Origin of the sequence: Sphingomonas sp., assembly GCF_035910975.1 — a bacterium.
GTDB lineage: Bacteria > Pseudomonadota > Alphaproteobacteria > Sphingomonadales > Sphingomonadaceae > Sphingomonas.
This window is the reverse complement of the sequence record NZ_JAMHWM010000026.1, coordinates 237,776-251,835: the sequence shown is the minus strand read 5'-3', so window position 1 is coordinate 251,835 and position 14,060 is coordinate 237,776. Positions and strand designations below refer to the sequence as shown.

Below are 14,060 nucleotides of genomic sequence, written 5' to 3'. Positions count from 1 at the left end.
TCTACAACGACGACCGCCTATCGTGCTCGCCCCTCTACGGCAAGCGTCGCTGTGCATACCGCATCTTCGATTGCGGAAAATGCCCGCCCGGACGCAGACGTCCGGACGGGCACCTTTCCTCCCCAGGAACCGGCAAGGATGAGGAAGCCGGCGCGAAAGGGGGACGCGCCGGCTCCCGCGCCTCAGCCGAGCCGGCCGAGGCGGTGGTAGAGGTTGCTGAACTTGGCCGAGCGGGGTTCGTCGGCGATGCGGCGGACGTAGTCGCCGATCGCTTCCTTCATCAGGCCGAAATCCTCGGTCGAGAACACCGCGCGGCTTCTCGTAGGTTCGTTGGTCATCGGTATTCTCCTTTCTATGCGGCTTGCTTGGTGAACTGATCGGCCTCGGTGCTTTCCGAATAGGCCGTGGTGGAACTCGAGCCTCCGGCGAGGGTGGTGGCGACCAGATCGAAATATCCGGTGCCGACCTCGCGCTGGTGCTTGGTCGCGGTATAGCCGTTGACCTCCGCGGCGAACTCGGCCTGCTGCAACTCCGAATAGGCCGCCATGCCGCGATCCCGGTAGCCACGCGCCAGTTCGAACATGCCGTAGTTGAGCTGGTGGAAGCCGGCGAGCGTGACGAACTGGAACTTGTAGCCCATCGCCCCGATCTCGCGCTGGAAGCGGGCGATATCGTCCTTGTCGAGGTTCTTTTCCCAGTTGAAGCTGGGCGAACAATTGTACGCCAGCATCTTGTTCGGGAACTCCTTCTTGATCGCCTCGGCGAAGCGGCGGGCGTCGTCCATGTTGGGCTTCGACGTTTCCCACCACAGCAGGTCGGCATGCTCGGCGAAGGCCAGGCCGCGCTTGATGCAGTGATCGACGCCGGTGCCGTCCTTCAGGCGGAAGAAGCCTTCGGGCGTGCGCTCGCCGGTCAGGAATTCATGGTCGCGCTCGTCGATGTCCGACGTGATGAGTTTCGCCGACTCGGCGTCGGTGCGGGCGCAGATGATCGTCGGCACACCGCTGACGTCCGCTGCCAGACGCGCCGCGTCGAGGTTGCGAATATGCGCCTGCGTCGGGATCAGCACCTTGCCGCCCAGGTGGCCGCACTTCTTTTCCGCCGCCAATTGGTCTTCATAATGCACGCCCGCGGCGCCGGCGGCGATATAGGCCTTCATGATCTCGAAGCAGTTGAGCGGGCCGCCGAAGCCGGCTTCCGCATCGGCCACGATCGGCGCCATCCAGTCGCGGGTCGCGCCGCCTTCGGAATGTTCGATCTGATCGGCGCGGAGCAGCGCGTTGTTGATCTTGCGCGCCAGTTCCGGGCCGGCGTTGGCCGGGTAGAGCGACTGATCCGGGTACATGGTGCCGGCGGTGTTGGCGTCGGCGGCGACCTGCCAGCCCGACAGGTAGATCGCCTTCAGCCCCGCGCGGACCTGCTGCATCGCCTGGTTGCCGCTCATCGCGCCGAGCGAGTTGATGTACGGCTCGTTATTGAGCAGTTCCCAGAGCTTCAGCGCGCCGCGCCGGGCCAAGCTGTGCTCGATCGGCACCGAGCCGCGCAGCCGCTCGACATCGGCCGGCGCATAGGGGCGGACGATGCCGTCGAAGCGGCCCTTGGGGGCGGGGACCAGATCTTCAAACGTCGTCGTCATTGTCGCGTCCTTTACAATTCGCGGGTTGGCTTGGGCGTAAGTTGAGAAAGTTGGTGGTTGCCATCAAGCTTCGCAAAGGGCGCGACGGGGTTGTGATGTCGTCAATCGGCGGTAAAGCGAATGTCGTGCTGTAAATTATTTACATCTCCCCATCGGGCGATGGGGGAGAACATATCAGAAACGGAGCATGTAGGAAAATGGCCGAGCGCAAGCTGTTCGCCGGGCATGCGGTGCGCCGGCTGCGGCGCCAGATAGCGGTTACCCAGGCGGCAATGGCCGAGGCGCTGGAGGTCAGCCCAAGCTATCTCAACCTGATCGAACGCAACCAGCGGCCGATCACCGCCGCGCTGTTGCTGCGTATGGCCGAAGTCTATGATTTCGATCCGCGCGCGCTGGCGGCGGCCGAACCGGGCGGCGGCGCGGAGGCGATGCGCCGCCGGCTGGCCGACCCGCTGTTCGCCGACATCGCGATCGACCGCAGCGAGCTGGAGGAATGGCTGGCCGGCGCGCCGGGCGGGGCGGAGGCGTTCGCCCGCGCCTATGACCGCGGCGGATCGGGCCCGGCGGCGCCCGACGGCGACGATGCGACCACCGCCGTCCGCCGCGAGATCGAGCGGTGGCGCAACCATTTCGCCGACCTGGATACGGCGGCGGAGGGACTGGCCGACGAGTTGCGCCAGCAGGCCGGCGACCTGTTCGGCAGCATGGCCGAGCGGCTGCGCGTCACGCACCAGCTGTCGATCCGGGTTCTGCCGATCGAGGTGCTGCCCGACGTGCGGGTGCGCGTCGACCTGCACGCGCGGCAGCTGCAGCTGTCGGAGACGCTCGACCCGCCGAGTCGCGTCTTCGCGCTCGCCCGCCAGCTCGGCAGTGTCGAGGCGCGCGGCGAGATCGATGCGCTGGTGAAGGGCGCGGCCTTTCCCGATCGCACCGCCGAACGCCTCTATCGCCGCCACCTGACCGGTTATTTCGCCGCCGCGGTGATGATGCCCTACGCCCGGTTCCTGCGCGCGTGCGAGGCGACCGGATACGATCTGGAACTGATCCGGCGGCGATTCGGCGCGTCGGCCGAACAGGTCGCGCACCGGCTGACCACCTTGAGCCGGGTCGGCGCGCGCGGCCTGCCCTTCTTCATGCTGCGCACCGATCGCGCCGGGCAGGTATCGAAGCGATTCGCCGGCGCCAGCGGATCGCCGCTGACCGAAGGGGCCGGGCTGTGCCCCCTGCTCGATACGTTCGCGGTGTTCCAGCGCCCCGACGAACGGATCGTGCAACTGGTCGCGCTGGAGGACGGCAGCCGCTGGTTCACCTCGTCGCGCTGCGTCGGGCCGGCGGGCGGGTGGAGCGGCGCGGTGCGCGCGCGATTCGCGGTCACGCTGGGGCTGGCGGCGGAGGCGGCCGGCGTGCTGGCGGCGGCGCGCGGGCTGGACCTGCGCGGCGAAGCGGTACCGATCGGTCTGGGCTGTCGCGCATGCACGCGGCCCGATTGCCCGCAACGATCCGCGCCGCCGGCGGGGCGTGCGATGGTGGTCAACGAACGCGAGGCGGGGGTATCGCCGTTCGGCTTCGTGGGGGACTAGGAAGGATCGACATTCAGGCCATTTCAGCCTCGCGGGCGGGACGGCGTGGACGAGCGTTCTTACGGCTCGTGCCTTCCCCGCCCTGCCCGGCCGCGCTACACGCCGCGACATGCTGGAAATGCGGCCCGATTGCGAGCGGTGCGGCGCGGACCTTCCCGCCGATCAGGCGGGAGCGTTCATCTGTTCGTTCGAGTGCAGCTTCTGTGCGGACTGCGCCGATGCGCTCGACGAGCGGTGCCCGAACTGCGGGGGCGAACTGCTCGACCGGCCGGCGCGGACGGGTGACGCGCTGAAACGCCATCCCGCATCCGCCGAGCGCCGCTTCCGGGACTGAGAAAAAAGCAAAAGGCTCCCCCGCGCGGGCGGGAGAGCCTTTTTCCCGTATCGCCCTGCCCCGGGCGCTGGCGTCAGCGGACGCTGCCGCGACGGACCAGGTTGACGATTCCCAGCAGAACGATCGCGCCTACAAAGGCAGCGATCAGCGCCGACAGCGAGAAATCGCCGTCATTGATCTTGCCCATGCTGCGCAGAATGAGGCCGCCGATAAAAGAACCCACGATGCCAACGACGATGTTCAGGAAGATGCCCTGTTGCGCATCGGTGCGCATGACGATGCTGGCAAGCCAGCCGATGACGCCGCCGATCACAATCCATATGATGAAATCGATCACGTTCAGTCCCTCCGTTGTTACGCGCGGCCCCTTTCCTCGGACCGTGTAGCGGCAGGACGTGCGAACGGCGGGTTTTGTTCCGCCGCCGTTTTGACCCACAGATACGAAACGGCCCGCCGCTCGGGTGAGCGACGGGCCGTTCCTGCGGTTGGCACCAGGGGAGAGATTGGCACCGAACGGTCGATCAGTATTTCTGCTGGCGCTCGTAGAGCGACTTGTAGTGCTGGATACGGGTGACGCGCAGCCCCGGCATGCCCGAACGGTCGATCGCGCGCTGCCACCCGGCAAATTCCTCCGCCGTCAGACTGTAGCGGTCGCACACCTCATCGACCGAGAGCAGACCGCCGTTGACCGCCGCGACGACCTCCGCCTTGCGCCGCACCACCCAGCGGGTCGTGTCGGCGGGCGGCAGCGTGTCGAGCGTCAGCGGTTCGCCGAGCGGACCGATGACCTTGGCGGGCCGGATTTTCTGGTTCTCGATCATTCGTACCTCAAAACCGGAAAACGTGGGGGCGTCTTCCCATACTCATTGACTGTGTAACGACCATTAGCCGCCGACCTTGAACATCCTCTCAAACGGCTAAGTAAACGCGGCATTCATTCCGCTTTCCATCGGGTTAGCGCCGACGCCGTGGCGCCGTCGAAACACCCGTCCGCCGGGGCCAGCCGGCGGCCGGTGCAGGCGATGCGATCGATCGCCGCCTGCACCCGCGCGGTCGGGCTGGCCGCCTGGCGACTCGCCACGCCGACCAGCACGATCGCCAGCTCGACGGGGAGCGCGGTTATGCGGCCGGACGGGAAACGGGCGAAACTCAGGTCCAAGGGTCGGGCACAGCCTGGCTGTTGGCGGGACCGCCGCTTTGCCGCACCACTGCTGAAGGCGGGGTAAAGGCGGCGGCATTTTTTGCGCGGGCGCCGCGTCCGCGCTAAGGCCACGCGCGATGTTTCCGGTTTCGTTCGACCTGCCCGAGCCGCTTTCCGCGCGGCGAATCGTCGTCGCCATGTCAGGCGGAGTCGATTCGTCGGTGGTCGCCGCGCTGGCCCATGCGAGCGGCGCCGAGACGATCGGGGTCACGCTCCAGCTCTACGATCACGGCGAGGCGGTGGGCCGCGCGGGTGCATGCTGCGCCGGTCGCGACATCCGCGACGCGCGCGCGGTGTGCGACCAACTCGGCATCGCGCATTATGTGTTCGACCACGCCTCCAGCTTTCGCGAGCAGGTGATCGAGGATTTCGCCGACGAGTATCTCGCCGGACGCACGCCGATTCCCTGCGTGAAGTGCAACATGGGGCCAAAGTTCACCGATCTGTTCGCGCTGGCGCGCGATCTGGGCGCCGACGCGCTGGCGACCGGCCACTATGTCCGCAGGGTGGCGGGCGCGGGCGGCGCGGCGCTGCACCGCGCGCACGATCCGGCGCGCGACCAGAGCTATTTCCTGTTCGCGACCACGCAGGCACAGCTCGACTATCTGCGCTTTCCGCTGGGCGACCTGCCCAAGGCGCGGGTGCGGGAGATCGCCGCCGAACTGGGGCTGGGCGTGGCGGCCAAGCCCGACAGCCAGGACATCTGCTTCGTCCCCCAGGGCAGCTATGCCGACGTGGTGCGCAAGGTGCGGCCGGAGGCAGACACCGCGGGCGATATCGTCGACGAGGCCGGGCGCGTGCTGGGCGCGCACCGGGGCCTGATCCACTATACCGTCGGGCAGCGGCGGGGACTCGACATCGGCGGCGGGCACGACCCGCTCTATGTCGTGCGGCTCGACGCGGCGGCGAAGCGCGTGGTGGTGGGGCCGAAGTCGGCGTTGGCGGTCGACGCCGCGCGGCTGGAACGGATCAACTGGCTGGGCGGCGACTTCACGGGCCCGCTGACCGCCAAGGTGCGCAGCCTGGCGAAGCCCGTGCCGGCGCTGCTGGACGGCGAGCGGCTGGTGTTCGACGCGCCCGAATATGGCGTCGCGCCGGGGCAGGCGGCGGTGCTCTACGCCGGTGATCGGGTGCTGGGCGGCGGCTGGATCGCACAGACCGAACGGGCGCGGGTGGCGGTGGCGGCGTGAGCGAATTCCTCCCCGAGCTTGTCTCGGGCAGGACTTCTACAGCAGGAAGACCCCTTCGATCACCGTCACGCAGCCGCCGCGCAGCACCACGCGGTCGCCCGCCAGCGTGCAGCCGACATGGCCGCCGCGCGCGCTCGCCTGATAGGCGGCGAAGCTGTCGCGCCCGAGCTTGTCCGCCCAGTACGGCACCATCACCGCATGCGCCGATCCGGTCACCGGATCCTCGGGGATATCGAAATAGTCGGTGAAGACGCGGCTGACGACGTCGGCGGTCTCGCCCCGCGCGGCGACGATATGGACGATCGGGCCGAGCGCCTTCAGCGCGCGGCCGTCGGGCGCGGCGGCGCGCACCGCGCCCTCGTCGGCGACGATCACCAGCGCATAGCCCTTGTCGTGCCACAGCGTCTCGACCGGATCGACGCCGAGCGCGGCGACGATCTCCGGCATCGCCTTCGGGCCGGGTGCCCAGGCTGGGAGCGCCATCGCGTACCCCTCCCCATCGCGGGTGACTTCCAGCACGCCGGCCTGGCGGGTCGCGAACTGGACGCGTTCGCGCGCGGGATCGCCCGACAACACGAAATGTCCACTCGCCAGCGTCGCATGGCCGCACAGCGCGACCTCGGCCGCGGGCGTGAACCAGCGCAGCTCGAAATCGGCACCGGAGCCGCCATCATCCTCGCTGCCGGCGACCGGCACGATGAAGGCCGTCTCGCTCAGGTTGTTTTCCTGCGCGATCCGCTGGAGCGTGTCGTCGGGCAGCCAGTGGGTGAGCGGCATCACCGCCGCCGGATTGCCCTCGAACGGGCGGGCGGCGAAGGCGTCGATCTGGGCAAAGGGGATTCTCATACGCGCTTTCCGAACCAGTGGGGGGTGACGTCGGCCTCGACCAGCGGATTATCGGTATCGACATGGCCTTCGGGATCGAGGTGGATCAGCACCTCGACCTTGGGATAGGCCCGGCGCAGCGCGGATTCGACCGCCTCGACCACGTCGTGAGCCTGGGCGACGGTCAGGTCACGCGGCACTTCCATGTGGAATTGCGCGAAATCATGGCTGCCCGAGCGGCGGGTGCGGAAATCATGGATGCCCTTCAGCCCCGGCTGGCGCGCGGCGACCTCGATGAACGCCTTGCGCTGATCCTCGGGCCATTCCTTGTCCATCAGCTGGTCGATCGCGTTCGACGACGCCTGGAACGCGCCCCACAGCAGCCACAGCGCGATGGCGATGCCGAACAGCGGATCGGCACCGGCCAGGCCCGCCATCTGATCGAGCACCAGCGCGACGATGACGGCGCCGTTGAGCAGCAGGTCGGACTGGTAATGGACGTTGTCGGCCATGATCGCGACCGATCCGGTCTGGCGGATCACGCGGCGCTGATAGGCGAGCAGCAGCAGTGTCGCCCCCATCGCCATCACCGACACGCCGATACCGATATCGACGCTGGCGGTGGGCGCGGGATCACCCAGCGCGACGATCGCGCGCCAGCCGATCGCGATCGCCGATGCGGTGATCAGCGCGACCTGGAACAATGCGGCCAGCGCCTCCGCCTTGCCGTGGCCGAAACGGTGATCGTGATCGGCGGGTTCGGCGGCGACCTTCACGCCGTAGAGGGTGACGAGGCTGGCGAGCAGATCAAGCCCGGTGTCCGCGAGGCTGCCGAGCATCGCCACCGATCCGGTGGCCCAGGCGGCGTATCCCTTGAGCACAAGCAGGAACAGCGCGACGCCGACGCTGAACAACGCCGCGCGCATCGCCAGCGGGATGATCCGCCGGCGTTCGCTTTCCGTCATCATGGCCGGTGGCTCATGGGTAGAGCAGGCCTTCGGTCCAGCCCTCTCCGGTCTTCACGAACAGGCGACGGTGATGCAGGCGGCCGGGACGATCCTCCCAGAACTCGATCCGGTCCGGCACGACGCGCCAGCCGCCCCAGTGCGGGGGGCGCGGCACCGGGGCGGCGGCATGGCGCAGATCGACCTCCGCATAGCGCGCCTCGAACGTCTCGCGCGCGTCAAGCGGGCGCGACTGGTCCGACGCCCAGGCGCCAAGCTGCGAGGCGCGACTGCGACTGGCGAAATAGGCGTCGGCCTCGCCGTCCGAGACGCGGGTGACCGCGCCCTCGATCCGCACCTGCCGGCGCAGCGATTTCCAGTGGAACAGCAACGCGGCGCTGGGATTGGCGGCCAGTTCGTCGGCCTTGCGGCTCTCGCCGTTGGAGTAGAACACGAACCCGCGCGCGTCGTGGCCCTTGAGCAGCACCATCCGCACCGACGGACGGCCCACCGCATCCGCCGTGGCCAGCGCCATCGCGTTGGGATCATTGGGCTCGCCGGCTCCGGCCTCGCGCAGCCACGTGTCGAACAGGTCAATGGGATCGTCGGCCATGGACGCGCCTTTACGCCGATCGCGGCGAAATCGCGAGTGTTGCAATCGCGGCGGCGAGTGCGGAGAACGGGCGCGCATCTGCTCAGGAGCACGCCCATGCGCCGCCGTACCTTCCTCGCCACCGTTCCCGCGACCGCAGCGGCCGCGCCGATGCTGGCGCAGACCCGGCCGGACACCCCGCCGCCCGCGACCTGGGCGAAGGGCGAGGCGCGATTCGTGCGCCGGGACATCGGACCCGGCGACCGGCCGGTCGGCGCGAGCTTCGCCAGCCGCACGGCGGTGTACGGCCTGTCGGGCGCGGTCGGATCGGCGCATCCGCTGGCGACGCAGGCGGGGATCGACATATTGAAGAAGGGCGGATCGGCGATCGACGCGGCGATCGCGGTCAACGCCTGCCTGGGCCTGCTGGAGCCGACCGCGTGCGGGATCGGCGGCGACGTCTATGCGATGCTGTGGGACCCGAAGGCGAAGGCGGTGATGGGCCTCGCCGGCTCTGGCCGCAGCCCGCGCGCGCTGAGCCTGGAGACGGTGCGGTCGCGGGCGAGGAACGGCGTGCTGCCGCCGTACGGCGCGGTCACGGTCTCCGTCCCCGGCGCGGTCGACGGCTGGTGGATGGCGCACCAGCGCTACGGCAAGCTGAAATGGGCCGAGCTGTTCGAACCCGCGATCCACCATGCCGAGGCGGGCGCGCCGGTGCCCGACATCATCGCCTGGTACATCGGCCGCGCGATGGCCAATTTCCGTCGCCCCGGACAGGGGATCGAGGAGATCGACAATGCAGTGAAGACCTGGGCGCCGAACGGCACCACCCCGGCGGCGGGCGCGGTGTTCCGCAACCCCGACCTCGCCCGCACCTATCGCGCGATCGCGGCACGTGGGCGTGACGCTTTCTACACGGGCGAGCTGGCCGAGGCGATGGACCGCTATTTCAAGCGGATCGGCGGCTGGCTGTCGAAGGCCGATCTCACCGCGCACAAGGGCGAGTGGATCACGCCGCACGCGATCGATTATCGCGGCACCACCGTCCACGGTCTTGCCGCCAACACGCAGGGGCTGGCGACGCTCCAGATGCTGGCGATGCTGAACGAACTCGACATGAAATCGGCCGGTTTCCAGACGGCGCTGTCGATCCACCTCCAGGCCGAGGCCAAGCGTTTGGCCTATGAGGATCGCGCGCGATATTATGCCGATCCCGATTTCACGAAGCTGCCGGCCGACTGGCTGGTATCGAAAGAGTACGCCCGCGAACGCGCGAAGCTGATCCGCCCCGACCGCATTTCACCGGTCCGCCCCGGCGACGCGCCGTCGCGCGGCGACACCACCTATTTCACCACGTCGGACAGCGACGGCATGATGGTGTCGATGATCCAGTCGAACTTCCGCGGCATGGGATCGGGGCTGGTCGCCGACGGCCTAGGGTTTATGTTCCAGGATCGCGGGCAATTGTTCGTGCTGGAGGACGGCCACCCCAACGTCTATGCGCCGGGCAAGCGGCCGTTCCAGACGATCATCCCCGGCTTTGCGACGCGTGGGGACCAGGCGTGGCTCAGCTTCGGCGTGATGGGCGGCGACATGCAGCCGCAGGGGCAGACGCAGATCATCCTCAACAGCGTGGATTACGGGCTGGAAATCCAGTCGGCGGGCGATTCGCCGCGCTGGCACCATGAGGGATCGAGCCAGCGGATGGGCGAGGATGCGGCCGGGCTCGGCCCCAACGGCCTGTTGCGGCTGGAGACCGGCGTGCCCGAGGCGACGAAGAAGCGGCTGGCGGAAATCGGCTGGACGCTGGGCGCACCCGACGGCGGCTTCGGCCGGTATCAGGCGATCGAGCACCGCATGGACGGGCGAACCCGCGTCTACGCCGCGGCGAGCGAAATGCGCGCCGACGGCTGCGCGCTGGCTTACTAGGCCGGATCGACATTCAGGATTTTCAAACGGCCTGAAGGCTGACTCATGGGCAGACAAGGCCGATAACCATTTGTTTATGAACAGATATTTGTGGAGGCTGACGGCCGGTCGGGACAACCGGTATCTGATGATCGACAGCACCGTGGTTCGCGCCCACCAGCAGGGGGCGAGCGGAAAAGGGGGCCAGGGATCAGGCGCCGGGGCGTTCCCGAGGCGGACTGACGACCAAGGTTCACATGCTCGGCCGACACGTTCGGCCGCCCCTTGCGGTTCCGCATCACGCCCGGGCAGGCCAGCGACACTGCTTCAGCGCCCGGGCTGCTCGAAGGCCCGCACGGCAAAGCGCTACTCGCCGACAACGCGTATGATAACAATGACTTACGTAGCCAGATCGCAGCGATGCTTCAGTCACCTCAAACACCTCCGCCGCTTCGCCACGCGCCACGATCGCCGCACCGCCCACTTCATCGGCTTCGTCCACCTCGCCGCCGCCATGAGCTGGTCACGCTGGTTGTCGATCGGTCCTAGGGTCAGGCCCTAGATTGCTTCCCCACAGGCGCGGCCGCTCGCCCAGGCCCATTGGAAGTTGTAGCCGCCCAGCCAGCCGGTCACGTCCACCGCCTCGCCGATCGCATGGAGGCCGGGTACCGATTTCGCCGCCATCGTCTTCTGCGACAGGCCGTCGGTGGCGATGCCGCCGATCGTCACCTCGGCCTTGGCGAAGCCTTCGGTGCCGTTGGGATGGAAACGCCAGTCGGCAAGGCGGCGTTCGGCCCCCTCCAGCGCGCGATCGGGAATGTTGGCGAGTTCGCCCGCCAGTGCGAGCCGCTCGACAAGCGCGTCGGCCAGCCTTTCGGGCAGGCCCAGCGCACGCTTCATGCCGATCCGCGGGGTCGCCCGCTTGGCGTCGCGCAGCCAGCCGGGCCGGCGATCGGGCAGCAGGTCGATCGCGATCGGCTCGCCGTGGCGCCAATAGGATGACACCTGCAGGATCGCCGGACCCGAAAGGCCCCGATGGGTGAACAGCGCCGCCTCGCGGAAACTCGCCTTGCCGGCGCGGGCAATCACCTCGGCCGAAACGCCCGAAATCTCGCGGAACAGCATCTCGTCGCCGCCCAGCGTCAGCGGCACCAGCGCCGGGCGCGGTTCCACCACTTTCAGGCCGAAACGCCGCGCGACATCATAGGCGAAGCCGGATGCCCCCAGCTTCGGGATCGACGGCCCGCCGGTGGCGATCACCAGTGCTGGTGCCGTCGCGGTGCGATCGCCATGGGTGACCGAGAAACGCCCGTCGGCATGCCCGATGTCGCGCACCGCGTGCCCAGTCGCGATCTCAACCCTGCCCCTCGCACACTCGGCGAGGAGCAATTCCACGATCGCCCGCGCCGATCCGTCGCAGAACAGCTGCCCCAGCGTCTTCTCGTGCCAGGCGATGCGATAGCTATCGACCAGGGCGATGAAATCGGCCGGCGTGTAGCGGCCCAGCGCCGATTTGGCGAAATGCGGGTTGGCGGAGATATAGCGGTCGGGCGCGGTGTTGATGTTGGTGAAGTTGCACCGCCCGCCGCCGGAGATCAGAATCTTCGCGCCGACGTGCGGGGCGTGGTCGATCACCAGCACCCGCCGCCCGTGCTGCCCGGCGGTGGCGGCGGCCATCAGCCCGGCGGCGCCGCCACCCAGCACGATCGCGTCGTATCGGCCCTCCATCAACCCGCGTCGATGATCGCCAGCGTGATCCGCGACAGGCAGACGAGCTTGCCGGCGTCGTCGGTGATGCGGATCGTCCACACCTGGGTCGTGCGGCCGATGCTTTCCGCGGTCGCGGTCGCGTGGACATAGCCCGACATCGCCGGGCGGATGTGGTTGGCGTTGATCTCCAGCCCCACCGCGACCTTGCCCTCGGGCACCGCCATCGTCGCGCCGACCGACGCGACCGTTTCCGCAAGCGCGACCGATGCGCCGCCATGCAGCCGCCCGAACGGCTGATGGGTGCGGTGATCGACCGGCATCCGCGCGCTCAGCGCGTTCGCGTCATGACCGGTGAACTCGATCCCGATCAGCCCGGGCATCGACGTCGCACCGAGCGCGGTGAGGTCGGCTATCGTGAAAGCGCGCTTCCAGATCGTCATCAGTATGCGCGCCCGATCAGCACCCGTTCGACCGCCGGTTCGCCGGTGAACACGCAAGGCCCGGCGTCGGCGCCGGTCTGGCCCATCGGCGCGTTGCGGATCGTCAGCTTGAGCGCCTTGAGCCGTTCGACCACCGTGTCGAGAACCGCGCCGGTCGGCTTCGACCAGCGGACGTCGGCCCAGCCGGGCCTGTCGGCATCGGCGAACATCGCTTCGACGCCCGCCCAGTCGTCGACCGGCGCGATACTCGCCTTCAGCCGGGCATCGGCCTCGCCGAACAGCGATGCCTGGATATCCTCCAGCATCGCCGCCGCGTCCTTCGCGAACGCATCGCGCGCGACGATCGCCGAATCGAGCTTGCCGTCCTCGCGGTACAGCCGGTCGCGGCGGATCACCGACACGTTGCCGCCCGCCACGTCGCGCCCGCCGACCTCGATCACGATCGGCGCGCCCTTCTTCACCCAGCCCCAGCGCTTGGTCGCGGCCTTGGCGGGCTTGAGGTCGAGCAGCGCGCGCACCGGCTCGCCCAGCGCGCTCTGCTTAGCCAGATCGGCCTGGAGTGCCTTGCAATAGTCGACGATCGCCGCGTCCTCGCCGCTGTCGCGCAGCATCGGCACGATCACCACCTGCCACGGCGCGATGCGCGGCGGCACGCGCAGCCCGTCGTCGTCGCCGTGGACCATGATGACCCCGCCGATCATCCGCGTGCTGACGCCCCAGCTTGTCGTGTTGGCATAGTCCAGTTCGCCGGCCGCGTTCTGGAAACGGATGTTCTGGGCGTGCGCGAAATTGGTGCCGAGGAAATGGCTGGTGCCCGCCTGCAGCGCCTTGCCGTCCTGCATCATCGCCTCGATGCTGTAGGTCGCCACCGCGCCGGGGAAGCGTTCGTTCTCCGGCTTTTCGCCCGCGACGACGGGCAGCGCCAGGCAGGTTTCCGCGAACTCGCGGTACACCTCCAGCATCTTCAACGTTTCCTCGCGCGCCTCGTCGGCGGTGGCATGCGCGGTATGCCCTTCCTGCCACAGGAATTCGGACGTGCGCAGGAACATGCGCGTGCGCATTTCCCAGCGCACCACATTGGCCCACTGGTTGATGAGCACGGGCAGGTCGCGCCACGACTGGACCCAGCGGGCGAAGGCGGTGCCGATCACCGTCTCGGATGTCGGACGGACAACCAGCGGCTCCTCCAGCTTCGCCGCCGGATCGGGCACGAGCCCGCCCTTGCCGTCCGCCACGAGCCGGTGGTGGGTGACGACTGCCATTTCCTTGGCAAAGCCGTCGACGTGCTCGGCCTCCTTCTCGAAATAGCTCAGGGGGATGAACAGCGGGAAATAGCAATTCTCATGCCCCGTCGCCTTGATGCGATCGTCGAGCAGCCGCTGGATGCGTTCCCAGATGCCATATCCCCACGGCCGGATCACCATGCACCCGCGCACCCCCGATTCCTCGGCCAGATCGGCCTCGGCGATGACGGATTGATACCATTGGGCGAAATCGGCCTCGCGGGTGACGGGCAGGGCGTGTTTTATCATGGGCCGGGGCGATAGCGCGGGACGCGCGGCGCGTCACTATCGGTGGAGCGTCAACGGGGCCTATGTGAACGAGCGTCGATATCGGCAAGCGGCTTCTCCAGTGGGTGGACTGGAGAATCTGAGGGGCCGGTGCCGGCTTTAGCCAGGTCTGATCGGCGTCAAGGATTG

The 14,060-nt window shown here is 68.3% G+C and carries 15 protein-coding genes and 1 pseudogene; 5 read left to right on the top strand and 11 right to left on the bottom strand.

Going from position 1 to position 14,060, the window contains the following annotated elements:
• Positions 1-182 precede the first annotated feature (182 nt).
• Positions 183-338, bottom strand: coding sequence for a hypothetical protein (locus VYI76_RS05740; protein WP_326523798.1), 156 nt, complete (start codon positions 336-338; stop codon positions 183-185).
• Between the two features lie 14 nt (positions 339-352).
• Positions 353-1,636, bottom strand: coding sequence for an isocitrate lyase (gene aceA / locus VYI76_RS05735; RefSeq protein ID WP_326523797.1), 1,284 nt, complete (start codon positions 1,634-1,636; stop codon positions 353-355).
• Positions 1,637-1,833: 197 nt separating this feature from the next.
• On the opposite strand from aceA, the gene VYI76_RS05730 reads away from it, so the two are divergent.
• A complete protein-coding gene (locus VYI76_RS05730) occupies positions 1,834-3,216 on the top strand; it encodes a helix-turn-helix domain-containing protein (RefSeq protein ID WP_326523796.1) in 1,383 nt (460 codons plus the stop codon).
• A gap of 109 nt (positions 3,217-3,325) precedes the next feature.
• Positions 3,326-3,550, top strand: a complete 225-nt coding sequence (locus VYI76_RS05725) for a DUF1272 domain-containing protein (RefSeq protein WP_326523795.1) — start codon at positions 3,326-3,328, stop codon at positions 3,548-3,550.
• Between the two features lie 73 nt (positions 3,551-3,623).
• Here VYI76_RS05725 and VYI76_RS05720 read toward each other — a convergent pair whose 3' ends face one another.
• The 3 genes from VYI76_RS05720 to VYI76_RS05710 all read right to left on the bottom strand — a co-directional run bounded on the left by VYI76_RS05720 (position 3,624) and on the right by VYI76_RS05710 (position 4,709).
• Entirely contained in the window at positions 3,624-3,884 is a 261-nt protein-coding gene (locus VYI76_RS05720) for a GlsB/YeaQ/YmgE family stress response membrane protein (RefSeq protein WP_326523901.1), read from the bottom strand.
• Between the two features lie 187 nt (positions 3,885-4,071).
• Complete coding sequence (gene sciP, locus VYI76_RS05715; RefSeq protein WP_326523794.1) at positions 4,072-4,371, bottom strand: CtrA inhibitor SciP; 300 nt, start codon at positions 4,369-4,371, stop codon at positions 4,072-4,074.
• A gap of 113 nt (positions 4,372-4,484) precedes the next feature.
• On the bottom strand, positions 4,485-4,709 hold the full coding sequence (locus tag VYI76_RS05710; RefSeq protein ID WP_326523793.1) for a hypothetical protein: 225 nt from the start codon (positions 4,707-4,709) through the stop codon (positions 4,485-4,487).
• A 119-nt stretch (positions 4,710-4,828) separates the two neighbouring features.
• Between VYI76_RS05710 and mnmA the strand changes: the two genes are divergently transcribed.
• Positions 4,829-5,941 (top strand): tRNA 2-thiouridine(34) synthase MnmA, encoded by a 1,113-nt coding sequence (gene mnmA, locus VYI76_RS05705; protein WP_326523792.1) that lies wholly within the window; start codon positions 4,829-4,831, stop codon positions 5,939-5,941.
• A gap of 36 nt (positions 5,942-5,977) precedes the next feature.
• Here the strand turns inward: mnmA and VYI76_RS05700 are convergent, their stop codons facing one another.
• The 3 genes from VYI76_RS05700 to pdxH are packed head-to-tail and all read right to left on the bottom strand — an operon-like array spanning position 5,978 to position 8,323.
• Positions 5,978-6,787: a PhzF family phenazine biosynthesis protein gene (locus VYI76_RS05700; protein ID WP_326523791.1), complete on the bottom strand. Its 810-nt coding sequence runs from the start codon at positions 6,785-6,787 to the stop codon at positions 5,978-5,980.
• Positions 6,784-7,731 carry a cation diffusion facilitator family transporter gene (locus VYI76_RS05695; protein ID WP_326523900.1) on the bottom strand — a complete coding sequence of 316 codons (948 nt, stop codon included), beginning with the start codon at positions 7,729-7,731 and terminating at the stop codon, positions 6,784-6,786. Before VYI76_RS05695 ends, VYI76_RS05700 begins: the two co-directional genes overlap by 4 nt.
• Positions 7,732-7,744: 13 nt before the next feature.
• Positions 7,745-8,323, bottom strand: coding sequence for a pyridoxamine 5'-phosphate oxidase (gene pdxH, locus VYI76_RS05690; RefSeq protein WP_443018904.1), 579 nt, complete (start codon positions 8,321-8,323; stop codon positions 7,745-7,747).
• A gap of 96 nt (positions 8,324-8,419) precedes the next feature.
• Between pdxH and VYI76_RS05685 the strand changes: the two genes are divergently transcribed.
• Together VYI76_RS05685 and VYI76_RS16815 are read left to right on the top strand one after the other, a co-directional pair.
• Positions 8,420-10,231 (top strand): gamma-glutamyltransferase family protein, encoded by a 1,812-nt coding sequence (locus VYI76_RS05685; protein ID WP_326523789.1) that lies wholly within the window; start codon positions 8,420-8,422, stop codon positions 10,229-10,231.
• Between the two features lie 258 nt (positions 10,232-10,489).
• Positions 10,490-10,759: pseudogene (locus VYI76_RS16815) on the top strand (hypothetical protein); the annotation flags it as partial.
• A gap of 9 nt (positions 10,760-10,768) precedes the next feature.
• On the opposite strand, the gene VYI76_RS05680 reads toward VYI76_RS16815, so the two are convergent.
• Genes VYI76_RS05680 through proS form a run of 3 tightly spaced genes read right to left on the bottom strand, consistent with a single transcriptional unit; the run spans position 10,769 to position 13,892 of the window.
• Positions 10,769-11,938: an NAD(P)/FAD-dependent oxidoreductase gene (locus tag VYI76_RS05680; RefSeq protein ID WP_326523788.1), complete on the bottom strand. Its 1,170-nt coding sequence runs from the start codon at positions 11,936-11,938 to the stop codon at positions 10,769-10,771.
• Entirely contained in the window at positions 11,938-12,360 is a 423-nt protein-coding gene (locus VYI76_RS05675; protein ID WP_326523787.1) for a hotdog fold thioesterase, read from the bottom strand. The genes VYI76_RS05680 and VYI76_RS05675 overlap by 1 nt, the downstream gene beginning before the upstream one ends.
• Complete coding sequence (gene proS / locus VYI76_RS05670) at positions 12,360-13,892, bottom strand: proline--tRNA ligase (RefSeq protein WP_326523786.1); 1,533 nt, start codon at positions 13,890-13,892, stop codon at positions 12,360-12,362. The genes VYI76_RS05675 and proS overlap by 1 nt, the downstream gene beginning before the upstream one ends.
• Between the last annotated feature and the right edge of the window lie 168 nt (positions 13,893-14,060).